This is a genomic window from Paenibacillus sp. FSL R5-0475, assembly GCF_038004585.1.
In the GTDB taxonomy this organism is placed as follows: domain Bacteria; phylum Bacillota; class Bacilli; order Paenibacillales; family Paenibacillaceae; genus Paenibacillus_AQ.
This window is the reverse complement of record NZ_JBBORK010000001.1, coordinates 1,451,858-1,474,838: the sequence shown is the minus strand read 5'-3', so window position 1 is coordinate 1,474,838 and position 22,981 is coordinate 1,451,858. Positions and strand designations below refer to the sequence as shown.

The 22,981-nt window shown below is 42.1% G+C and carries 25 protein-coding genes; 2 read left to right on the top strand and 23 right to left on the bottom strand.

Features of this window, described 5'->3' with window-relative positions:
• Nucleotides 1-15: 15 nt before the first annotated feature.
• From MKX41_RS06465 to MKX41_RS06395, 15 genes are all read right to left on the bottom strand, one after another.
• Complete coding sequence (locus MKX41_RS06465; protein ID WP_076286416.1) at nt 16-534, bottom strand: sigma-70 family RNA polymerase sigma factor; 519 nt, start codon at nt 532-534, stop codon at nt 16-18.
• Between the two features lie 173 nt (nt 535-707).
• Nucleotides 708-1,025, bottom strand: a complete 318-nt coding sequence (locus MKX41_RS06460; RefSeq protein WP_340969176.1) for a hypothetical protein — start codon at nt 1,023-1,025, stop codon at nt 708-710.
• 146 nt (nt 1,026-1,171) lie between these two features.
• Nucleotides 1,172-2,626, bottom strand: a complete 1,455-nt coding sequence (gene nagE, locus MKX41_RS06455) for an N-acetylglucosamine-specific PTS transporter subunit IIBC (protein ID WP_340969175.1) — start codon at nt 2,624-2,626, stop codon at nt 1,172-1,174.
• Between the two features lie 48 nt (nt 2,627-2,674).
• Entirely contained in the window at nt 2,675-3,181 is a 507-nt protein-coding gene (locus tag MKX41_RS06450) for a PTS sugar transporter subunit IIA (protein ID WP_042187759.1), read from the bottom strand.
• Between the two features lie 22 nt (nt 3,182-3,203).
• Nucleotides 3,204-4,070 (bottom strand): PRD domain-containing protein, encoded by an 867-nt coding sequence (locus MKX41_RS06445; RefSeq protein ID WP_371915749.1) that lies wholly within the window; start codon nt 4,068-4,070, stop codon nt 3,204-3,206.
• A 220-nt stretch (nt 4,071-4,290) separates the two neighbouring features.
• The gene (locus MKX41_RS06440; protein ID WP_042187755.1) at nt 4,291-4,677 is read right to left on the bottom strand and encodes a DivIVA domain-containing protein; all 387 of its coding nucleotides are present in this window, start codon (nt 4,675-4,677) and stop codon (nt 4,291-4,293) included.
• Between the two features lie 93 nt (nt 4,678-4,770).
• Nucleotides 4,771-5,130: a helix-turn-helix transcriptional regulator gene (locus MKX41_RS06435; protein WP_042187753.1), complete on the bottom strand. Its 360-nt coding sequence runs from the start codon at nt 5,128-5,130 to the stop codon at nt 4,771-4,773.
• 307 nt (nt 5,131-5,437) lie between these two features.
• Nucleotides 5,438-6,454, bottom strand: a complete 1,017-nt coding sequence (locus MKX41_RS06430; protein WP_042187750.1) for an extracellular solute-binding protein — start codon at nt 6,452-6,454, stop codon at nt 5,438-5,440.
• A gap of 109 nt (nt 6,455-6,563) precedes the next feature.
• Nucleotides 6,564-7,646, bottom strand: coding sequence for an ABC transporter ATP-binding protein (locus MKX41_RS06425; protein WP_340969171.1), 1,083 nt, complete (start codon nt 7,644-7,646; stop codon nt 6,564-6,566).
• Nucleotides 7,647-7,669: 23 nt separating this feature from the next.
• Nucleotides 7,670-9,325: an ABC transporter permease gene (locus MKX41_RS06420; protein WP_076286420.1), complete on the bottom strand. Its 1,656-nt coding sequence runs from the start codon at nt 9,323-9,325 to the stop codon at nt 7,670-7,672.
• A 91-nt stretch (nt 9,326-9,416) separates the two neighbouring features.
• Nucleotides 9,417-10,454, bottom strand: a complete 1,038-nt coding sequence (locus MKX41_RS06415) for an ABC transporter substrate-binding protein (RefSeq protein ID WP_339247730.1) — start codon at nt 10,452-10,454, stop codon at nt 9,417-9,419.
• Between the two features lie 22 nt (nt 10,455-10,476).
• Nucleotides 10,477-11,265, bottom strand: coding sequence for a DUF3919 family protein (locus tag MKX41_RS06410; protein ID WP_339270926.1), 789 nt, complete (start codon nt 11,263-11,265; stop codon nt 10,477-10,479).
• A gap of 70 nt (nt 11,266-11,335) precedes the next feature.
• A complete protein-coding gene (locus tag MKX41_RS06405; protein ID WP_149644319.1) occupies nt 11,336-12,742 on the bottom strand; it encodes a sensor histidine kinase in 1,407 nt (468 codons plus the stop codon).
• A gap of 3 nt (nt 12,743-12,745) precedes the next feature.
• On the bottom strand, nt 12,746-13,411 hold the full coding sequence (locus MKX41_RS06400; protein WP_076286423.1) for a response regulator transcription factor: 666 nt from the start codon (nt 13,409-13,411) through the stop codon (nt 12,746-12,748).
• 275 nt (nt 13,412-13,686) lie between these two features.
• Nucleotides 13,687-14,262 (bottom strand): GNAT family N-acetyltransferase, encoded by a 576-nt coding sequence (locus tag MKX41_RS06395; protein ID WP_340969168.1) that lies wholly within the window; start codon nt 14,260-14,262, stop codon nt 13,687-13,689.
• A gap of 121 nt (nt 14,263-14,383) precedes the next feature.
• Here MKX41_RS06395 and MKX41_RS06390 point away from each other — a divergent pair, with 121 nt between their 5' ends.
• The gene (locus MKX41_RS06390) at nt 14,384-15,274 is read left to right on the top strand and encodes a GNAT family N-acetyltransferase (protein WP_340969166.1); all 891 of its coding nucleotides are present in this window, start codon (nt 14,384-14,386) and stop codon (nt 15,272-15,274) included.
• Nucleotides 15,275-15,361: 87 nt separating this feature from the next.
• Here MKX41_RS06390 and MKX41_RS06385 read toward each other — a convergent pair whose 3' ends face one another.
• The 7 genes from MKX41_RS06385 to hrpB form a co-directional block, all read right to left on the bottom strand.
• The gene (locus MKX41_RS06385) at nt 15,362-15,724 is read right to left on the bottom strand and encodes a YmaF family protein (RefSeq protein ID WP_060624061.1); all 363 of its coding nucleotides are present in this window, start codon (nt 15,722-15,724) and stop codon (nt 15,362-15,364) included.
• A 102-nt stretch (nt 15,725-15,826) separates the two neighbouring features.
• The gene (locus tag MKX41_RS06380; protein ID WP_340969164.1) at nt 15,827-16,765 is read right to left on the bottom strand and encodes a GNAT family N-acetyltransferase; all 939 of its coding nucleotides are present in this window, start codon (nt 16,763-16,765) and stop codon (nt 15,827-15,829) included.
• Between the two features lie 187 nt (nt 16,766-16,952).
• The gene (locus tag MKX41_RS06375; protein WP_340969162.1) at nt 16,953-17,147 is read right to left on the bottom strand and encodes a hypothetical protein; all 195 of its coding nucleotides are present in this window, start codon (nt 17,145-17,147) and stop codon (nt 16,953-16,955) included.
• A 24-nt stretch (nt 17,148-17,171) separates the two neighbouring features.
• A complete protein-coding gene (locus MKX41_RS06370) occupies nt 17,172-17,300 on the bottom strand; it encodes a hypothetical protein (RefSeq protein ID WP_256716254.1) in 129 nt (42 codons plus the stop codon).
• Between the two features lie 26 nt (nt 17,301-17,326).
• Complete coding sequence (locus MKX41_RS06365; RefSeq protein ID WP_340969161.1) at nt 17,327-18,193, bottom strand: NAD-dependent epimerase/dehydratase family protein; 867 nt, start codon at nt 18,191-18,193, stop codon at nt 17,327-17,329.
• 186 nt (nt 18,194-18,379) lie between these two features.
• Nucleotides 18,380-18,964, bottom strand: a complete 585-nt coding sequence (locus tag MKX41_RS06360; RefSeq protein ID WP_042187728.1) for a general stress protein — start codon at nt 18,962-18,964, stop codon at nt 18,380-18,382.
• Between the two features lie 96 nt (nt 18,965-19,060).
• Complete coding sequence (hrpB, locus tag MKX41_RS06355; RefSeq protein ID WP_340969160.1) at nt 19,061-21,553, bottom strand: ATP-dependent helicase HrpB; 2,493 nt, start codon at nt 21,551-21,553, stop codon at nt 19,061-19,063.
• 157 nt (nt 21,554-21,710) lie between these two features.
• On the opposite strand from hrpB, the gene MKX41_RS06350 reads away from it, so the two are divergent.
• Nucleotides 21,711-22,130, top strand: coding sequence for a GNAT family N-acetyltransferase (locus MKX41_RS06350; protein ID WP_340969159.1), 420 nt, complete (start codon nt 21,711-21,713; stop codon nt 22,128-22,130).
• Between the two features lie 119 nt (nt 22,131-22,249).
• Here MKX41_RS06350 and MKX41_RS06345 read toward each other — a convergent pair whose 3' ends face one another.
• Nucleotides 22,250-22,648: a DnaJ family domain-containing protein gene (locus MKX41_RS06345; protein ID WP_076298881.1), complete on the bottom strand. Its 399-nt coding sequence runs from the start codon at nt 22,646-22,648 to the stop codon at nt 22,250-22,252.
• Between the last annotated feature and the right edge of the window lie 333 nt (nt 22,649-22,981).

Here is a 22,981-nt window from a genome sequence, read left to right as displayed (position 1 = left end):
CTCCTCAAAAGAAGTCTACTTCGTCTGGGGTATCGCCTTCGTTGCATTTTGTCTTAGTTTCTCTGTCGCTCGGTGAAGCAGGGTCCCTACTACTGGAGGCCTTACTCCAAGCTCTCCCGCGATTTCCACATAACTGTACCCCGAGTAGCGAAGAAGAAGCGCTTGTCTGTCTCTTTCAGGCAATTCATTCAGCCAGATGTGTACATCTTCCTGATCTAGCTTACTAATTATGACTTCTTCACCTGAAGGGGGAGATTCACTAGCATCATAAAGCTGCTCTTGTTTATTCTGCAGTCGCCGTTCCCTTGCTTTTTTGTCCAAATAATCATATCCAATACGAGTTAGGACTCTATGAAGCCAGGCACCCAGCGCTGCTGGATCATCTGGTGGATTACGGTACAATCTCAGAAAAACTTCTTGAGCTAAATCATCAGCCGCCGATTCATCACGTACCAAAGCGGCAAGCTTACGGCGGACAACAGGGTAATGTTCATAAAATATTGTTTTAAAAATTTCAGATTCCGGAATTTCCATCGTGTAAATCCTCCTTATCAGCTGCAGCTATAAGTAAGACGACTGTCAGTACATTTTTGTATCAGAATTCTTCATAATTATCATAATGCATTATAAAACATACAAAAAGACAGCCCCCAATTAATAAGGTAACTGTCTTCATTATTGGTCTTACCTATCTGTTTTGATTCCAATTATCGAATTCGAATATATCGGTTAAGAATCTTCTTGGACAAAATACTTCGCTCCAGCTTAAGCTCCAGCAGTTGTTCTTTCCAATGTAACACTTCATCTGATTCTTCATTCTTACGCAGCTTCTCAAACAACTTCATGATCAATATGTTAACGGAATCAAACCGTGACCATAATTCTATCACACTTTCTTCTTGAACCTGAGGGTCTTCCGATACTGCGTTAAGATTCTTTAAGCTCTCTATGATGTCAGCCTGCCACTGTCCATCGTTAATTGCTTTGGCATAATTTAAAAGGTCCAGATAATCGTCGACTGACATATGTACCGACTCCTTTGTATGGTTATACCAAGTATTATACTAGGTATTGTGTATATTGCAACACTTTATACCTGTAAGTATACAAAAAAGCAAGGGCTAGTATGCGGACTAGCCCTTGCTAATAAATTTAAACGGAGTACGTTAAGTTATAGTAACTTCTCGATTTCCTCTTTGTATTGCTCCGATTTCGGACCAAATACGATTTGTACAGCACCTTGACCAAGTCTCATCACACCAGAAGCACCGAGTTGTTTCAGTGCGGAATCTTTAACGGCTTTTTCGTCTTTAACGATCAGACGAAGGCGTGTAATACAAGCATCGATATTCTCGATGTTTGAAGGTCCTCCGATGTGCTCAAGAATTTGAGCAGCTTTGGAAGAAACAGCTGAACCTGTTCCATTACCTCCAGTTGGTGCTACAAGCGCATCATCATCATCTTCGCGACCAGGGGTCTTAAGCTTGAACTTCGTGATGATAAAGCGGAACAACACATAGTACAGAACGAAGAAGCACAGACCTACAGGGATAAGAATCCATGCATTAGTGGATAGCTTCATGTTCACCAAATAGTCAATCAAACCAGCGGAGAAGCCGAAACCAAGCTTAACATCTAGAATGTACATTAACGCCATAGAGAAACCAGTAAGTAAAGCATGCACTAAGTACAATACTGGTGCCAAGAACATAAAGGAGAACTCAAGGGGTTCTGTGATCCCTGTTAAGAAGGAAGCGATAGCAGAACCGATAAAGATGGAAGCAACCATTTTACGTTTTTCGGGTTTAGCTGTATGAATAAATGCAAGAGCTGCACCTGGAAGCGCAAACATCATGATTGGGAAGAAGCCTGTCATAAACATCCCAGCTGTTTTGTCTCCAGCAAAGAAGCGATACAAGTCACCGTGTACCAATTCACCCGCTGCATTCGTAAAGTCACCAATTTGGAACCAAGCAATCGTATTAAGTACGTGGTGAAGTCCAATCGGAATCAACAAGCGGTTAGCTGTACCAAAGATGAAAGCTCCAACTGCACCCAGGGATACAACCCAGTTTCCGAAATCACTAATTACGTCTTGAATCGGACTCCAAATCATCCCAATTAATACGGCAAGAACCATCGTGGACGCTGCGGTAATAATTGGAACAAAACGTTTACCAGCAAAGAACCCGAGCCAATCTGGCATCTTTATACTGTGATATCTCTTATATAGGAATGCTGCCCAAGCACCGGCAAATATACCTCCAAGCACACCCATATTCAACACTACATCATCATTGATGAAGGAGAATTGAAGTGGTACGACAGCTAGTATCTTAGTCAGTACCATATATGCAATTACTGCTGACAAGGCTGCTACTGCGTCCTTGGCAAATCCAATGGCAACCCCAACAGCGAAGATCAAGGCAAGGTTTCCGAAGATAGCACCCGCACCGGCGTTTAGAAATGGAGCAAAATATTGGTTCAGGAACCCTCCGACTGCGGATCCTAGATGCAAATCTTTTTCATAGTCAAGCAATCCAAACCCTTGAAGAATAGCTGCCGCTGGCATAGTAGCAACGGGAAGCATAAGCGACTTACCTAATTTTTGTAGAAAAGCCAACATAACAATATCATCCTTTCGATTCAATAGTAGTAATGCTGTATTAGCTTATTACTTTGAAGCCACGGTAAGAATCAGATCCTGTCCTGCTGTAACCTGACCATAATGTCCGTTCACTTGAGGTGGTGTTTCCTCCGTACTAGTCACGATTACAGGTGAAATTGTGTCACAGCCTGCTGCGCGAATAACGTCCAGATCAAATTCGATTAAGGTTTGACCTGCCTTCACTTGATCTCCAGAGGCAATATGACTAACAAATCCGTTGCCCTTAAGACTGACAGTATCGATTCCGATATGTAACAGCAATTGCACACCGGAGGAATGTTCCAGAATAACTGCATGACTCGATTTCACGATATGAGCAACCGTGCCATCAAAAGGAGCTTTTAGGATCCCCTCAGAAGGTCTGATTGCAACTCCGCTACCCATATGACCACCAGCAAAGGTTTCATCCGGAACCTCTGTTAATGAAACTGCCTCTCCACTGATTGGTGCCATGATTTCGATTGTATGTCCAGTATGTTTCTCTTCTTTTTTTGATTTCCATTTGGAAAACATATGCTCCACTCCTCTAAAGATGTTAGTTTTGTTTCACTAAAGTCTGAAATAATCGGTGTAAGTGCATCGCCAGGAAACACAACTCTTCTTCCGGGATATCTACACCAAGAGATTTTTGCATCACTTTACCGAGCTTTTGAGATAACTTGTATTCCTCTTTGTATTCCTTCTTAATATGTTTCACAAAAGGATTATCTATTAGTGATCCTTTCAAAATACGTTCCAGCGAAAACCGTAAGTGGATCATTAATCGAATATGATTCATACTGCCATGCTCAAAAGTTATATTCCGTTCTTGCTGAATCATGTCTAGAAGTTCACTCACGATATTAGATGCTTTTACTAACTGACCCACCGATACATTGTTAACTGCGGAGTACACATGATAAGTTAGAAATCCAACCTCGTCTTCGGGAATTTGCACCTGAAATTCAGCATTGATCTTCTCTGATGCCTTGTAAGCGATATCAAATTCCTTCGGAAAAGACATCTTAGTTTCTTGTAAAAAAGGATTAATAATATCCATCCCGTTGCGCAGACGGTAAATGGTGAACTGAATGTGGCTCGGGAGTGCCAAATAAATCTTGTCGTTTAATTTGTCAGGAAATTGACTTTGGATATCAGCAATTATTTCATCAGTTATTTTCATCACTTTGGGATCTATGTCTTCCAGCAATATTTGATACTGACTCCAGGATTCGCGGTCTTCTAGACGAAACAATTTCTCAATACGAGGATCGTTTCCTTCAATCACACCTGAACCTTTCACAGCAAAACCAATGCCTTTACCGATAATGACATATTCCTTGCCGTTCTTGCTTCCCTGAACCATTACAACGTTGTTCCCAATCACACGCTGTACTTGAAATTGCTCGATCTCCCGCGACAAGCTCATCACTCCTTTCCCATATTATCGTCAATTAGGAACAAAAAAAGCCAAGAAATGTCTCATCGAGATGAAGACAATCCTTGGCTCATGCCCTTAACGGTAACACGCCACTAAAATATAAATGATCATTTATGAACATATCATAAATCATGAACTGCTAACTCGTCAATGGTAAATTTATAAATGTCAAGCGCAGCTCCTGAACTCAAAAATTCACAAGTTATAAATAGCTTTCAATTTGGGGAAGCTTTTCTTTAAGCTGACGGACATTGGTCTCCAGTTTTAGAATGACCTCTTCTAATTCCTTTGGGTCGATGCCTCTAAGTACTGGGACCTGAATAACCTCTGTGGCTTTGGTTTCTGATTTTAATTCTCGCATCTCCAGCTGCTGTTCTTGCCATTTATCCATCAGATCAGCAATTGTCGCATAAAAACGCTCATAATCCTTGATTACGCTATCTAAAAATGTATCCACTTCCTCCGCATCGTAACCACGAAGCTTCATACTGAATTCTTTTTCATGTATGGTTAGAGCATCTAGTGTGATGCCAAGTTGGCTGAATAGCTTACGTTGTTTGTCCAATCGACGTTTCATATGTTCATCCATCATTTGTTACCTCCAAGTATATACTGCAATTATCCGGCAGTAACCATTATAACAGGGTGAGAGCATCCTGAAAATATAACTATAGTTCCAGTTCTAGAAGTTATCCGCAACCGCCTTGTTCAAAATACCTAAGCAGCGATCAAGATCCGTCTTCACCTGCTTCTTATATAGCTTCGCTTTCTCTTCTCCATCAGTTGTGAAATGGTATAAGACGATTTCTTGAAAATCCACCTTCGGGTCATTCCCTTTTAGCTGTTTAGTACGATATAAAATCCCTTGCTGTACCAGCTCATGCAGCGCGCGATAAATTTCGCTCTGTGGAGGGGAATATCCATGTGCCTTGAAATCTCGACGTAAATCCTCAAGCATTTGGTATCCATACCCGCGATGTTGTTCTACCATTGTTATAAGATACACCTTGATAAAAGCCCGTTGAGCAATCATAAACGCCATATAAACCCTCCTCATGTTGTGTTTTTTTGGTTAATCTTACCTTCTATAACTCTAGTATAAGCACTATTTTCCAACTTTCACAACCTGAAATGTGGTAGTGGGTTCACTTTTTCCGATTTGTATAGAAGTTTAATAGGGATAGATGATGAATTTATTGAAAGTAACTAGATAGAGTTGTTTATTTTGTGATTTTCTATTGTGAATTTTTCATATGATGAAAGTTGGTTTTCTCGAGTAATAAATAACGGTCATTGAGAACTTAACCATAAAGTTCTCGATGGCCGTTGAATAATGAGTGAACAATCCCTTAGCGTTTATTGGCCTCATGCCATTTAGCGAGTAATTCCTCTCGGTTCGCAGCAGCGATATCGAATCGATACGTAATCATTAATTTTTCCAGCTTAACAGAAGACAATAGCGGATGGATCTTAATATTCGGCATCACAGGTAAGGAAAATGCGGAATTCATATAATCTGTCTGAGCATCTGTTGACAGTACAAAATCTACCAGCTGCTTAGCAGCAGTCACGTTGTTCCCACCTTTCAAGATCGACACTGCACCTATCTCCCATCCAGCTTGTGGAGGAATAGAAGATTGTATAGCATATCCCGAATTCTTAAATCGAAGCTGGTCGCCCATAAAGCTGATAACAGCAGCAACTTCACCTACTGCAAGCCGCTGGGCAGAACTAATTCCTGAGAATGTAGTTGATGAACTCTGCTTCTTAAGAGCACTCACCAATGCTAGAGCTTGCTCCTCCCCACGTTCTTGTGCAAGAGAGGCTAGCAATGTGTATCCTGTACCTGAGGTTTCTGGGTCCGGAATTTCAATTTTCCCCTTGAGCTCGGGACGTAATAAGTCTTCGTAGCGTTCCGGAAGAGGTAAAGCTACAAGCTGAGGATCTTGATTCCAGACCTGCTCATTTACACCAATAGCCAATGCACCCATGTATATACCTGTCCAATAGCCCATTTTATCTTTATAGATGTCGGGGATCTCATCAGCAACATGTGATGAATAGCGAATTAATTTCCCTTTGTTCTTGAGCTGCTCATGAAGATCAGCAGGCCCACCGAGAACAACATCAATGCCTGTCTTATTGATCGACATCAAATGGTAGCTTGCCTCACCGCCAGACATGCGAATAAGCTCATAAGACTGTCCCGTCTTCTTCTTATATTTCTCCAACAGAATACGCGCTTCATCCTCTTGAAAAATTACATATACTTTGAGAGGCTGATTGCTTTTCTGTCCAGGATAGAAATAAATTAGAAGAAGTATTGTTACCGCAACCAATGACAGGATAATTACCTTTGTTCTCAATTAGAACGTCTCCTCCCGCTAAACTAGCCTATAGCCGCCGTTCTATAAAAAAATTATACGCCAAAAAAGGAAAACGACTGTTTTCCTTTTTTGGAACATCTACTTCAGTTTACGGACTAACCTTTTTAATAATATGAATTTTGTCTATTGCCGCACTCATCCGAACTTGACCATCGAAAGTCTTTTGACCAATATCATAAGCATCGACAATCCATTCTTTGCCCCATTGATCTGCAAGGAAATATCTTTCCTTTTCTCCTAGAAACATCGAGGATTTGACTACTCCCATGATGTTAAATCCACTAAAGTCCGGATGATTTAGTCGCAATGATTCGGGGCGGACACTCAGAAGAACTTCCTCACCCTCTGTCAGCTTTTCATCTGTAGTAATAGTAACATTATCCCCTCCAAAGCCGTAGCTAACTGTTGCCGTACCCTCTTTACTTTGCATGACTACTGCCTCAATAAAATTGGTAGAACCAATAAAATCAGCTACATATTGTGTACGAGGTTTATAATATATTTCATGCGGCGTACCGTACTGATCAATAGCTCCTTTATTAAAAACAACGATCTGATCTGACATCGACAAAGCTTCCAATTGATCATGCGTTACATATATTACGGTTAGTCCAAGTTCCTGTTGAATTGTTCGCAGTTCAACGCGTACCTCTTCACGTAATTTAGCATCTAGATTACTTAGTGGCTCATCCAGGAGAATAATCGGCGAATTCATCACTAAGGCACGAGCCATAGCTACACGTTGCTGTTGTCCACCAGACATTTCATGGGGATATCGCTCTTCAAGTCCGGATAATTTGACCTGGGCCATAACAGCCATTACCCGTTCCTGCACTTCTGCTTCAGGTCTTTTCTTAATATCTAGTCCATAAGCAATATTATCAAATACCGTCATATGCGGGAACAAGGCATATTCCTGGAACACCATTGGAGTGCCCCTTTTATATGGAGGTAATTCATTAACCAAATTCCCGTCAATCCACACCTCACCATCATCGATGGTATAGAAACCCGCGATGGAACGTAATAAAGTCGTCTTCCCACAACCACTCGGACCAAGGAAGGTGATGAACTTCCCCCGTTCAATCTTTAAGTTGATATTTTTCAAGACATGGTTATTGCCGAACACTTTATTCACATTTTTCAAATCTAGTAGTATGTTGGATTCCATCGTGCCCACTCCCTTCAAAATCATTAGAAATCAAATATTTTCACTTTGGAACGGAAGATCAACTTGATCACTCCCAGTGTTCCAAGCGTTGCACCCATCAAACCCACTGCCACAGCGGCTGCCCAATAATAGGTTCCCGTTTCGGCATAGTTAAAGATCGATACTGCTGCAACAACCCATTTAGGGGTAATTAGGAAGATTATCGTACTCAAAGTATTCATATTTTTCATAAACGCATAGACAAAGTTCGCTACGACGGTTTTTTGCAACATTGGAAATACAATCGTTGTTAGCGTCTTACGGCTACTCGCACCCAGATTGGTGGCTGCTTCTTCGATCGATTTATCCACTTGTTTAAAAGACGCAGTCAAGCCCCGATAACCTACAGGCATCTGTTTAAGTAACATCGCAATGACAATCAATGCTGCAGATCCCTGCAAAACAATCGGACCTTTACTAAACGCAACAATCAGTGCAAGACCAACGAATGTTCCTGGAAGCGCAATTGGAAGAACCGCGCTGAAATCTAGTAATTTTTTACCTGGAAAAGGTTTGCGAACTACTATATAGGCGAGCACTAATGCAAGAGCCACCGCCAGCAACGCACTAATTAGCGATAACACTAAGCTGTTCAAAACGGCTGGACTAGATGAACTAAAGACAACTTTCATAATATGATCCAGTGTGAACGTATTATCTCGACCAAAGTTTTTCGTAAAGGCGAAAAGAATGGTGATCGCAAACATCGAAATAATGAACAATGAGATTAAACTGTTAAAAGAGAAAAGTAATGCATCTGTCCTCTTAGATGTAGTGATCCGTTTCAAACCAGATACCGGCTTACCAGTTATCGTTGAGTAGGAGCCTTTAGATAAAATCTTATTCTGAACCCAAAATACAATCAGTGCAGGAATTACTAAGATAATCCCCATGACCGAAGCTAGTCCTGCCTCGTTATTAATGATTTCTCCGTAAATTTCAACTGCTAAAAGTGAATAGTTACCACCAATTAGCTTTGGATTTCCGAAGTCAGCGAAGCAGTTAATCGCTACAAGCAAGAATGCGTTAATAACACCTGGAAGTGCAAGTTTCAGCGTAATCGTCCTGAATAATTTAAACCCTCTAGCCCCAAGATTCTGTGCTGCTATCTCCAGATTCGGTGATATAGCGCGGAGCACACCCGTTATAGTCATGTAGGCAAGTGGAAAATAGGATATCGTCTGAACAATCCACAGCCCCGGTAATCCATACAAATCAAGCTCAAAATTAAAGTTGGTATTTAACCATTGTGAGATCATTCCTCCACGTCCAAAAAGCAATAGGAATGCTAAACCACTCATAACCGAAGGAGCTAATAATGGAATAAAGGCTATAAATCGAAAGAACTTCTTTCCTCTGATGTTACTGTAGTGAATCGCATACGCGTATATAAATCCAAACACTGTTGCTGTAAAAGCCGATAATGATGAGCTAACTACAGTATTTAATAGCGCTTTTCCATAACGGGGTTTACTAAAAAACGTTGCCCAATTATCAAATCCAGATGTAAACACAACGACTACCAGCGGATAAATAACAAATAGAATGAGAAATGCAAAGCTAGTCAGTACAAGTACGAGTGACGATGGATCTTTAAAGAGCCTGTTGATCGACTCCCCAATGCCTTTTTTTTCTTTCATAGGGGGCGACTCCCACCTTTCTGCCATCCAATTTGAGGGGCATTACAGTAACCATATATGGTACAGCCATGCAATACCCCTATTGGCTCTTTTATTTCAAATCTTTTAATGCATTTTGCAACTCTTTACGCTGCGATGCTGCTTTTAACAAATCATAAGCATCGTTGTATTTCGTTGTTTTAATATCAATGCCACCTTTAGGAATCGGTACTGATGCTTTAACGGATACTGCGTATGCAGATTGCGTATACAACTCACCCGGTTCATTGGTAAGCATATAGTCCATAAGCTTCTTCGCAGCCTCTGTATTAGGTCCACCCTTAACAATGGATAAGGCTCCAACTTCATAACCTGCTGCTTCTGGAACAACACTAACAATTGGGTTGCCTTGGTATTTAATCTTCAATTGATCGCCCAGGAAAGTCACACCAATTGTATACTCCCCTTTAGCAGCTTTCTGAATGGGCTCAATGCCAGACTTAGGTCTTTCCTTAAGGTTAGGCAGCAACTGTTTGATATAGTTCAACATCTCATCATCACCCCATACTTGGGCTAAAGAAGCTACTGCTGTATATGCTGTACCCGATGTTGCTGGATCCGACATACCAATTTCACCTTTGAATTTAGGATCAAGCAAATCCTTAAAAGTTTCAGGGTATGGATCACTACCATATTTCTCTTTCCAGCGTTCTTCATTAATACCTATAGCGATTGGATTTAGATAAAACCCTGTCCAGAAGCCATCTTTGTCTTTCATATTGTCAGCGATGTCAGAAGCATTCGGAGAAGCATAAGCTTCCAATGAACCTGCCTCTTTCAGTACTTGGTGCGAATCCGCTGGCCCTCCCATCAGAAAGTCGGCTTGTGGATTCGACATTTCATTCTGTACACGGGATACCGCTTCTCCACTTGGCAAACGTAGGATGTCATAGTCAATTCCGGTTTCAGCTTTGAATTTATCCAGAATTTTACGAGCCTCTTCCTCTTGAAAAATGGAATATACGGTGATTTTTTTCATTTCTTTACCGCCAAATACTCCTGATTTATACATGAAGAACCCCGCTACCAACACAACTACTATGACTGACAATAAAATGACTGACTTACTGTTTTTTTTCTTTCTCGCCATAGACTAAACCATCCCTTCAAGATCAGTATGAGGCATTATTTAGTTTGAAATAGACTCTTTGATTGGTCTCATCCAGAAGGTCATAGACCACGAAGTAAGCGCCGTTATAACGATCCACATGGATCCAGTGCTTTTTCACTCGATAATCATTCGTGAGCTGAATGACAAAGTGAGCATCGGGTGTACGTTGTAAGTCATCAAAATGGCTGAAATCGATAATACGCTCTGCTGCACGAATCTGCGATATCAACGCCTTCCTCTCAACCTGAGTGAGAGCTGTAAGTACTCCCTGCTGTAGTGTGAACACATCATTAATCTTGTTTTCCACAGCAGATCCAATACTCGACGTTGTTAACATCTTATCGATGAGTGTACTTTGCAGCTTGCGGATAGTTGCACTTACATTAAGCGAATTAACTGACTCTGCACCAAAGTGAAACGCATTCGTTTCCACTTGAAAAGGAATATCTTCTTGATCCAGATAGGCCATCGTTCCCGTCAACAGAAGTCTCGGAACCAACTGTTGTGGACGCTGTATTCCTGATGATAACAACCCGGAAAAAGTAGATCTCAATTTCAGCAATTCCTTCGGATCCTCAATGGAAATCGTCCCTAGGCCTGGATATGTAATATCCACGCGCATCGGAACGCCTGCAATCCGGTCAAGCTGATCCTCCTGTCGAGGTACAACATGTACTTCATCAAGAGGTATTCGAAAAGTGTAAGCGCACATGCCGATTAGCAGACTGCCTATGATGACTTGTAACAAGATGAGGCGAAACCATGAAAGCCCTTTCTTATCCTCTGGCACTTACTTTAACCTCCTCATATATCAGAAAAATTTTAAATTTGTATCAGTTTTGTAACAGCGCTTACATTTGTTATGTTAAGGGGAATCTCAGCTGAATCTCTGTCCCCTTCTTCTCCGAGCTAGTAATGACGATACTCCCTCCTTGAAGTTCCATAAACTGTTTACATAGAGGTAATCCTAACCCATGTGATTCGTTTGAAATAATACGATCCTGTTTCTCTGCCGAGGGTAGAAATAATATACTTTGTAATTGTTGCGATATCCCTCTCCCGTTATCTATGATACGAACCAGCCCAAAGCCCTCATGCTCCGTTAACTCGATATAGAGATTTGTGCATTCGCTATGCTTAATAGCGTTATCAATCACGTTAAATAGAACTTGCTGAGTTCTCTTGGGATCTAAATTCACTTCACAAGATGAGATCTTTAGCGTGGTAACAATCGCGGATTTTTGAAGGGTCGGCTCTAAGATTCGTAGACTATCCATAATGACAGCCCCTAAATCAGTACACTCCAGCTTGATACGCCAAGCCTCATCACCAATCAGTGAGGTCTGTAACAAATCCTCAACCATATTTAACAACCGAGTACTCTCTTTACGGATATAGGTATTACACTCCTGTATATCATCCTTCTTATTCATTCTTTCAATTAAATCCGAAAACCCGATAATCGAAGTTAATGGTGTTTTTAATTCATGAGTTATGTTGTCGTAGAAAGCTTTCTGCTTTCCCTGTTCATACTTTAACATTTTGATATGATGTTGCAGCGCATCCGACATATGATTGAAATCCTTGGCTAATTCTCCTACCTCATCCTGACTACTCGCCTGTATCTTTCTGCTAAAATCGCCAATGGATACAAGCTTAAGCGCCTGCTGCAAGGCATGTAGAGGCCTCACCAACAAAGATGAGAATGAATAGCTGACCATAAGCGAAAAAATTAAACATCCTACAGCTGCAGCGATGAACCATGTGCGCATCTGGTTTAATGTCTGCAAATTCTCATGGAGGTCCAATAAATATCGAAATCCACCCACAATTTCTCCTTCATACCAGAAGGGAACTGAGTAGATTAGATATTGTGTACCTTCACCTGCAGTTATGACTGTGGCAGCATTACCAGTAAGCGCTTTCTTAATATCGTTACGTTTAAGTAAGTTTTCTTTATCGCTGCTGCTCCCAACAATCGTCTCATCTAGTGCGAATAGTTGTACTTGAAAATTGCTGTTTGACGCCAAATGCGACGCAATAAAGGGGGCGTACTTACCTGAAAATAATTGTTCTATATTAATTTTCTGATCACTGACAATCTTCAATGCCTCAATACGATGCAAGCCAAAATACTGACTTAACGTCTGAGTATCCCGTTTAATCATACTTTGGTTAAGCGTATAATTAACGATAAAAAACATCGCTGTGAGCAGCATAACAATCGTAACGGCATGCTGAATAAACATTTTATTTCGCAGCCCCATCTTCTATACCTCCAGCTTATAGCCTGTCCCATGTATAGTGGCGATCAGATGCTCGTTGGGTTTCATTTTCTCCCGAAGACGGTTTACCACCATGTCCACGGATCTTGTATGCCCATAATAATCATAACCCCAGACCTGATCAAGCAAGTCTTCGCGAGTGAAAACTTTCTTAGGATGAGCACATAAGAGCCACATGAAGTCAAACTCTTTACTAGTTGTCTTAAGCCATTGTTCCCCTATCTTACAAGTACGTCCATTCTTATCAATTTCAATAGGTCCAATCTTGATCACTTCAGGAGGCGCCACCATCTTCATTCGTCTCATAACTGCCTTAATGCGCTCGATAAGTTCCCTTGTCTCAAAAGGTTTCGTTAGATAATCGTCTGCTCCCAACTGAAAGCCAAGGATTTTATCATTCATTTCATTCTTAGCGGTGAGCACGATTACCGGGACTGACTTATACTGTTGTTGAAGCATTTGAAGAAGCTCGAACCCGGAACGGTCAGGTAACATAAGATCTAACAGTATTAAATCGGCAGACCATGTTCCAAGTTCATCCCACGCCTTAGTCACCGTTCCTACAGCTTTCGTCTGATACCCTTCCACCTCTAAGCTCAATTTTAGCAGCATTTGAATGCTGGGATCGTCTTCAATAATTAAAATATTCATATGTAGCCCTCTTTTCCTTAGATGCTATTTTACACTGAACTTTCATATTTTTAGTTACCCTCTTATAATAGCGGATATCATTCAATACGAAAACGCTTTCCAAATATCTACAATTAAAAATACAAATCAAATAATTGACTATAAACTTACAATTTATGTCTCTGTATAGTAAGTAAAATCCACAAAAAAACTCCCACATAATGGGAGTTTTACGGATTCAGTATTTTGTAGAACGGACTATACCACTCTAAAATCCCTTAATCGAACGATTGCGCTCATGATTGCTCATCTCCGTTTTGTTCCATAAATTCTTCCTTCGTCAATCCAAACAATATCAAATCATAATATCGTCCGTTCGTGTAAATGACTTTCCGCCGCACGCCCTCTTGCACGCAGCCGACTTTCTTTAACATCCCTATAGAACCTTCATTACCTTCAAGCGCACATTCATTGAATTTATTTAGCCGTCGCTCGAAAAAAGCATATTTTAAGAGGATGGTTATAGCTCTCGTTCCATACCCTTTACCTCGATGATCTTTATCCACCTGCACACCTATGCTGAACGTACCATTTTTCTCGTCAATGCTGTTCAGATTTACGCCTCCAACATTTTCACCATGCAAATCTTCGATCGTAAACATTAGTCTATCCGATGAGAACTCAGCGTAAGTCTCCGCAAATTTTTTTGCTTCGGCAATGGTGGGTGGTAGTTCAACTGCACATTGTAAGAGTCGCCGTGCTGGGGTATCAAAACGATTCGTATAATAGCCTTCCCAATCCCCTTCTTGTATTGATCGTAATCTGATTTTCTCGTCTTTCCAGTAATAATTACTATAATCTATCTCTCTCATTTTCTAGCCTCCAAATAATTTCGGGATTGTTTTTTTATAATAAACATTACTTTAGAACGGTGTAGTAAGATATAACCATTAAACGTGACTATGAAAAACACTTTGGAAAAGAGGCATACTTATGAGCGATTACCAATTGGTCAGTGATTATAAGCATATCGAAAAATATAAAGAAAGCTTTAATGCCTTAGCTAAATCGATCTTTGGGATTGATTTCTCGCCATGGTATGAACAAGGAGGCTGGAGTGACAAGTATATTTGTTATTCCTACATCGATAGGGACCATGTGATCGCAAATGCGTCCATAAACAAAATGACGATTCTCATAAATCAAAAAGAGTATAACGCCATTCAAATTGGCACTGTAATGACACATCCTGATTATCGCATGCAAGGATTATCCAGGAAATTAATAGATCATATTATCGCGAAATACGAACATGAATATGACTTCATTTACTTATTTGCAAACGACAGTGCTTTGGACTTTTATCCTAAATTCGGATTTGAACGTATGCAAGAAAGCAACTTTTCGATTAACGCTTCTAATCTTAGAAATCAAACGTCTAAAATCTTCTCTGTGCGTCCCTTATCTATGAATAACTCCGTTGATTTCACCATGATAAAAAAATTCGCTGAAGAAAAAGTTCCGGTGTCCTCTATACTCAGCGTTGTAAACAATGAACATCAGCTGCTGTTTTATTTTATCCTTCCTTTCCATGATTCTTTTTACTATATTGAAGAAGCTGACGTCGTAGTGGTCTTTAGACATGAGGAGCATCAGCTTCATATTTTTGATATTATCAGTACTAAAAGTATAGATATTAACGCGATATTGAATAGCATTATTTCTCCTGAAACGGAGGTTATACATTTTTATTTCACACCAGATTATGCCATAGATCACATAGAGTCAGCATTAATTCCCCAGAGTGAGGATACGTTATTTGTACGTCCATTTTTAAAAGAACTACCTAAACATTTCATGTTTCCCATAACCTCACATGCCTAGATAGAATGAAAAAGGCTGCCATCCGGCAGCCTTTTTTTATTTGCTCTTTCATTCCTTGAGAGCTTCATTTCATACCAGATTTATTCATTAAACAAGTGGAGCTTGAATCAATGTTGCGAAATTGAATCGATGGACATGACCATCATTTAATGTAGTTTGGCCAGATACAAAATGTACGTGCTTGCCATTTCCTACTGAAATAGCCGGGCCTGTTCTTATCTTTTTAAGATTATGAAAATGGTTAACGAAATCAGTTCTACTAAGATCAATTTCATGAATATGGCTATTACCTACTCTAATCGCCTGCCCAGTAACACCTGCAAAGCGATGGTTATGTCGATCTGCACCTTCTTCAGCCAATTTCGTACTACCTTCAAATTCATGTACATGTCTCTGCGCATATTGAGAATATAATGTTTTCTTCTTAAGAGTAGCTTTTTTCTTTACCATCTGTTGTGAACCTCCCTATAAACATGGACTTCACAACATTCTATTAAGAAATCACATTTTAAGTTCTAGGCAAGTGTCTAAGTAACCATTATGTTTTGTTCGCTAATCCATTACAGGAATATACATGCTCTGTATCTCTTGTACTCCTGGAACAAATCCTAGATTGGTATAAACAGACTCCGCATCATTACCTTCCATGACATATAATCTAAGGAAAGGATACTTATCTTTAAGAAGACTTAGTCCTCTTTTCAACATCAGTGTCGCTATCCCTTTGCCTCTATAACCGGGCATTACACCAATACTATAAACTGCTGCGTAATCTCCTTGTAAGCCCAAGAGACAATTCGCAATTAACTGTCCCGATTTCCTATCATACACAAGCGTTGACGCGGTAAGTAATGCTTCATTCGTATAATTCGGTTCTTCACTTGGAATAAAATGTTCATAGGAAAATTGCTTTCTTCTAGTCGCTTCGAGACTTCCGGCAAAGCTAGCGTAGCTACATTCGGCGATCTGATCTTCAAGAATAAAGCGTTTAGCTCCTTTTCCATCCTCTTCGATCTGTGGATTTTCAATTCTAAATTCTTCGTTCCATTCCACCTCAAAATGATCTGTAGGACGCTGCATCCAGCGACATCTGAACTCATCAGGCCAAAATCCTGCCCGCGCAAATAAATGAACTTGATCCGGTAGAACCTCAAAGGTTTTTATAGGCTCCGTTCGGTCAGACCAATAGATCAAAAGCTTTTTTAGAAGTTTAAGCACCACAAATGTATCGTTAAAAGGTGGAATAACAAATAAATGATAGATCCGATTAGGTGACATCCTTACTCCACCTATTTTCGTCTCCCCTTTATAGATCCAAAAAGCATTCTTTTGGGCAGAATTGAACCCATCTTCTCTAAAAAAGCCAATATATTGAAAATTATAATAAATGGAGCAATACACTCCCCACTCTTTCGAATCAGCCTTACGAATTGAATAATCATTACTTAACTCATACGATATTTCATCCTCAGACCATCCCATTAATTGCATGTACAATTCCTCCTCGCTGCTACTTCACCTTCTATTTTCTATAGTATCACTTCTTAAAGTAAATGATTGGTAATAAACACTTATAATGATTATTTACTAAACTACAGCAAGTGTAATTGCATCTGGAAGTCCAATATATAAGGAGAAACCTTATAATTAAAAAAACTGCCTATTGGCAGTCTTCTTTTTAATAAATTCTAGAGCATAGCCAAATGGCGGTTCCCACAGCGATAATACCTGCTAACGTTACAAATAGGACATACTCTCTTTTTGTTCTAGTAACCGTGTGATTATCATAAAATTCAGGTTTTCGTACGATTCCAAACCATAGATCCGCGATTAAATTCACGACCACTAGAGAGAAATTTTTTATTACCCCCACGTCATCACTCCTTTTCAACTTTAGCTAGCCAAGTTTATTATTAATTTCACTTAGTGACTCATTCATTTCGTCCATTTTCTTGATCATCGCATATTGATTGCTAATCATCATGATTAAACCAATAAAGAACAAAATCACAAGAAGTAAACTCATACTGCACTTCCTTTCAGTAGCTGAATTCATTCACTCTGGACATTCAAGCTCCGAGCAAATCCTGACCTCCATGACGGGTACAGTGGACTCCATTCGTAATCCATTCGAGCTTTCGTATTGGAGGCTCCGCGTTCCCATCCTGCTCTGCCTTCTTGAACATTAGGAGCAGGAGCACCTATGGTATCTGAATAAGCTGATAACCAATCCAATCCATTAGCAGGCTCGTCGTCTACGATATTCACAGGGCCTGAAGGCCAGTTCAGAGCAAGCACCGCTGCGTTAGCTGCATCCTCCACATGTAGGAATGATACAACTGCATCTGTCGCTGACATTCGTTCTTGACGAATTTCCTCTGCCATATAGCCATTAGTGTCAAACCATGTTCCTTGGCCGTACAACATTCCATACCGCAAGATCACATGATTGGGGATCTCGGCAACTGCTTTCTCCAATGAGCATATACCTTCAATCGTTCTTATCCGAGGCTCTAAAGCCTTCAGATCTAAAGGAGTTTCCTCCGTAGCTGGCACATCTCCAGCTTCATAAGCCCATGAAATACTTTGTGCAATGATTTGTTCCACGCCAGCTGCAAGGGATGCATCCACAATATTTCGTGTTCCTTCTATTCTTATCCTGGAATTATCTGAGAAATTCCGCTGACTTAGTGAAGTTAGCTGATGGATAACCACTTCTGGCTGTGCTTTGTGAATGGACGCAAATATGGCCTCTCGATCGAAGACATCCGCGATTACCGCCTGTGCTCCACACTTCTCAATAAATGCTCTATTTTCTTCCTTATGGGTCATTCCGACAACCTCATGCCCCGCTTCTAATAACTTAGGTAGCAATAGCCGTCCAATCACGCCCGCTGCACCGGCTACAAATATCTTCATCTAAGCCCTCCTTAAGAACAGCCTCTAAGTATAAAGATTGCTAGTTACTTCTCAAAATCCCAATTATAATTTGGATTATTATCCATATCATACCACATGTATAATAAAGACTGCACCTCACAGCTTATCGCTAGGAGGTGCAGTCTTTAATGGATTGTTTATAGTAAAAGTAGGTCGATTAACATTTTAAATTTTATCTCGGTTGTAAACTTCAGCCGTTCGGTCTGCTCTGTTAGCCATCGAATTACCTAGTCGAGTGTCTTCGTTATAGACGCCTTCGTAACGCTGCGCATTTAGTGAGCGATTGTCTCGGAACACATCATGCGCTTGATACCCTCGTCCATTATCCTCAACTAGCACAAGGATCTTGCCACTTTCAACGTATCCTTCGTACTCTTTTGCCTCATCCTCAGGAATGCCAAGACCGATCAAGCCACCAACTAAGCCACCTGCACCTGCACCCACGGCTACACCTGTTAACGTTGCCACAATAGGTCCCGCTGCCAGAATAGGACCAATCCCCGGAATTGCGAGCGCTCCGATACCTGCTAGCAGTCCGGTAACACCACCCAATACGCCGCCTGTAGCTGCACCTGTTGCAACACCCTCGGGAGCTTTTGTGCCTGTATCATCCGAAATATGTCTTAGCTCATCGCGATCACGTGTGATTACTGATATTTCATCATTACTAAACCCTTGATTGTGAAGTCCTTCAATTGCTCTGGTTGCTTCTTGTTCTGTATCAAAGATACCTACGATTTTTTTAGTCACTTGAAGCCCTCCTTAGTAATTGTCTTCGCTAGTTAATTACCCTGTAAGCTGAAGACAAAACATCTAATTAAAATTTCAAGTGCACGAAGGAGCCTATTATTTCTTGGGACGTGTTCGATTGGTCGGAATTGCTTGTAAGGGGTCGTCTGGCCAATAGTGCTTCGGATAACGTCCTTTTAGATCCTTTTTAACCTCAAAATAAGTACCACGCCAAAAGCTTGCAAGATCAGAAGTCACCTGCATCGCTCTTCTTGCCGGTGACAAAAGATGAAGCAAGACAGGTACCTTTCCCCCACCAATTCTAGGGGTGTCTATCTGTCCAAACATCTCTTGTAATCGTACCGCCAGTACGGGAGTAGCTGGATTAGCATAGTCCACGGGCACACGCGAACCACTAGGAACTGTTATATGTGTCGGCGCTTCCTGTTCAAGAAGCTGTCGCTGATTCCAGTCCAGCAACCCCTCAAGCGCACGGGATAACGGGATTCGCTGAAGGTCGCGCAAGTTACGCATACCGTGAATGTAAGGTAATAGCCATTCATCAAGCGTCTCAATCAATGCTTCATCAGAGACATCCGGCCAATCTGAACGTAAGGCGTGCATAAACATTAGCCGCTCACGAAGCTGCAGAGGTCCCTTTTCCCACGGTAAGATATCAATCCCATCCTCTGCGATTACACTTAGCAGTACTTTCGCTGTTTCTTCTGCGGAGGGTCTTTCATGTGACGTTTCTTTTAAGACAAGAGCGCCAAGCATCGTTCGGCGGCGTTTCTTCACACTTCCACTTTCTTTATCCCAATGCACGTCAGAATCCTCTGTGATGTGATCTATATGATATTTAAGCAGTTGTCCTTCTTCAAGCTCAGCTGCCAGCAAGATTGCACCTTGTGTGGCTCGATCGTCAACAGACGCAGCCACAATATAAGCGGATCGGGCCAGCGGTTGCCCTTCCCGCATGGCCACGCCACGACCGGCGGAGAGCAGAAACGCGCCATCACCGCGTTTCTGCCCGATCCGGTCGGGATAGGCGAACGACAGAAGCAGCCCGCAGAGGCTGATGTCGTTCACGGTCCCGCCCGGCGCTGCTTGCAGCTGCGCCAGGAAATTGCGGCTCTCGCGCACCACCGCGCGCAGAGCCGCAGGGTCCGCTCCGCCCGTATCGGCGGAGCGTTCGAACCGGAGCAGCGCCTCTACGCGGAGCGTGAGGTCGCAATCTAGTGCCGCGGGACCCTTGAACAGGTCCCGCTCTTGCAGCAGCGCCGCCAGCCGGCAGGCGAGCGGTGCTGCCCCAAGCTCTGCCGCGCGCAGCAGCATATGCGCGGCTCGTGGGTGCGCGCCAAGCGCGGCCATGCTGCGGCCGTGCGGCGTGATGGCGCCGCCGGCGTCCAGCGCGCCGAGCTGGCACAGCAGCGCGGTGCCCTGCGCATAAGGCGCAGCGGGCGGCGTGTCAAGCCAAGCTAGCGCGGCAGGATCGCGCACGCCCCACAGCGCCAGCTCCAAAGCGAGCTGCGCAAGATCCGTCTCCATAATCTCCGGCACATTGTCATCCGGAAGGCGATTATGCTCCTCCTGACTCCACAGCCTGTAGCATACGCCCGGAGCTGTCCGCCCGGCCCGTCCTCGCCGCTGATCGGCAGAGGCTTTCGATACCGGAACCGTCGTAAGACTTGGCATTCCCGTACGCGGAGAGAAAATCTGCGTACGACGCAGCCCTGTATCAATTACCGTTCGCACACCTTCGATCGTCAAGCTTGTCTCCGCAATGGAGGTCGCTAGTACGACTTTACGTTCGCCGTTTATGGATGGAGCCACTGCAGCATCCTGCATAGCCTGTGGTAATTGTCCGTATAAAGGACGAAGCACTATCCCGTCAGGCAGTTTTCCATGTTCCAACTCATTTTGGGTTCTGCGAATCTCCCGTTCACCCGGCAAGAATACAAGTACATCTCCCGGCTGTTCAGCAAGCGCATGTCTCACTGCGGCTGTGGCCGATTTTTCAATCGGAAGATTCCCTGTAGTTGGGGTATAAATAGTTTCCACCGGATAGGTTCGTCCCGGACAATCAACTACTGGCGCATCGCCCAGCATAACCGAGACCCGTTCACTATCCAGTGTTGCTGACATAATTAGAATCCGAAGATCATCACGCAGCACTGCCTGCGCTTCCAGCGCCAGAGCAAGTCCCAGATCCGCATGTAGACTACGCTCATGGAACTCATCAAAAATAATCAGACCCACATCCCCTAGCGATGGATCACTCTGAAGCATCCTCGTTAAGACACCTTCAGTCACTACAACAATTCGTGTATTCTTGCCTACCTTAGTGTCGTTCCGCATCCGATAACCTACCGTCTGTCCAACACTTTCTCCAAGATTGGACGCCATGTAAGTTGCAGCTGATCTAGCGGCAAGTCTTCTAGGCTCAAGCATAAGAATGCTTTTACCAGCCATCCATGGCTCGTCCAGAAATGCCGGAGGCGTTCCAGTTGTTTTTCCCGCACCGGGTTCTGCGATCAGAACAGCCGCCCTTGTTGAGCGAAGTATGTGTTTCAGGTCTGGAAGCACCTGTATAATTGGAAGCTGTTTCATTATATCTCTCCATCGTTTGTAATAATATGTTATGATTTCCTTTGATGTGGTCTAAACCCTATTCATCATGTGCGAAAAAACTTCAAAGATCAAGAAAATCTGTACTTACCATTTCAAGTATAACTTTCTTATATTATAAAAAAGGAGATTTTCTAAAATGCTCGTAACTAAAGCCACTATTTCAGATTTATCTATACTCAGCAAGATCGATAGCATGGTCATTGGCAGCGAAATTCGCAAACCTAAAATTGAACAATATATTCTAAATGAGCAATGTGTTGTAGCATCGATTAACAGTGAGCCTGTCGGTTTTGCTTGTTACGATACCACTTTTTTCGAATGCTGTTTTATTCAGCTCGTAATTGTGAATCCCAATTTCAGACGTCTTGGCATTGCCGGTGCACTTATTCGTTACATTGAAGAACACTCTCCAACCCCCAAGCTGTTTACTTCCACCAATGAATCCAATACGATCATGCAGCAAGTGTGTCTTTCTCTAGGATTTGCAAGAAGCGGAATCATTGAGAATTTAGACGATGGTGATCCAGAATGGGTATATTTCAAGCAAGTAAAATGAAATACACTTGTGAAGCGAAGCACGCAAAAAGGCAGCTCTTTCGTCTCTTTATGGACTAAGAGCTGCCTTTATTTCACACTATTTATCCTCATGTCCATACAACATGACCCTAATAAGCGTTATTCTTCTTCCCTAATTATCTGTTCATGTATTTGAACACTGTATTGCATAAAAGCAGGATTACTATCTAAGCCTCGTTCACGCAGAAGCTCTTGCAGACGCAGCCTTTTCAAAGACAATTTTGCCCGGATTGCCTTGCCTTCACTAGTTTCAGTGCCTCCGCTATTGTGGCAGGCAGCAAGCAGCCCTTCGAGGGTAACGCATTCTGCACGCAAAGATACTTCTTCGGGCACCAGCCCGGAATTCTTCATAATTTTGAAAGACATGCGTAATTCTTCTGGCACGCCCGATAAATCCTCAAGCTCCAGTGGCTTGCCATGCCCAGGTAAATCTCCAAATTCCCCATTACGCATAGATTCCTGAATCCGCTGCTCAACCAGCCAGGACATCATCCCCATATACGCAGCCTCCTTCACCAATACCACTACTATGATCTATCCCGCCTAAGCAAAAGTATGGTAAGCAGAATTGCGTCTATTTTAGCATAAAAAACTGTAGATTTACATCAAACTGCCGCAATGCATTCTTATAAAAGACGATCCTTCTCCGTTCTATGAATCTTCCTCGTCATCGCAGATCGTTCGGACTAAGGAGCCCTTATTTCGCAATTTCAGGCTATTTTGCTACACTATCGGACTCAGTTGCACCTATTCACGCAAATACACCCTATTTTTAATAGAAATTGTGGAAATAAGAGCTATGCAGTCCGAAAAGTCTGCGCATCCTCATAT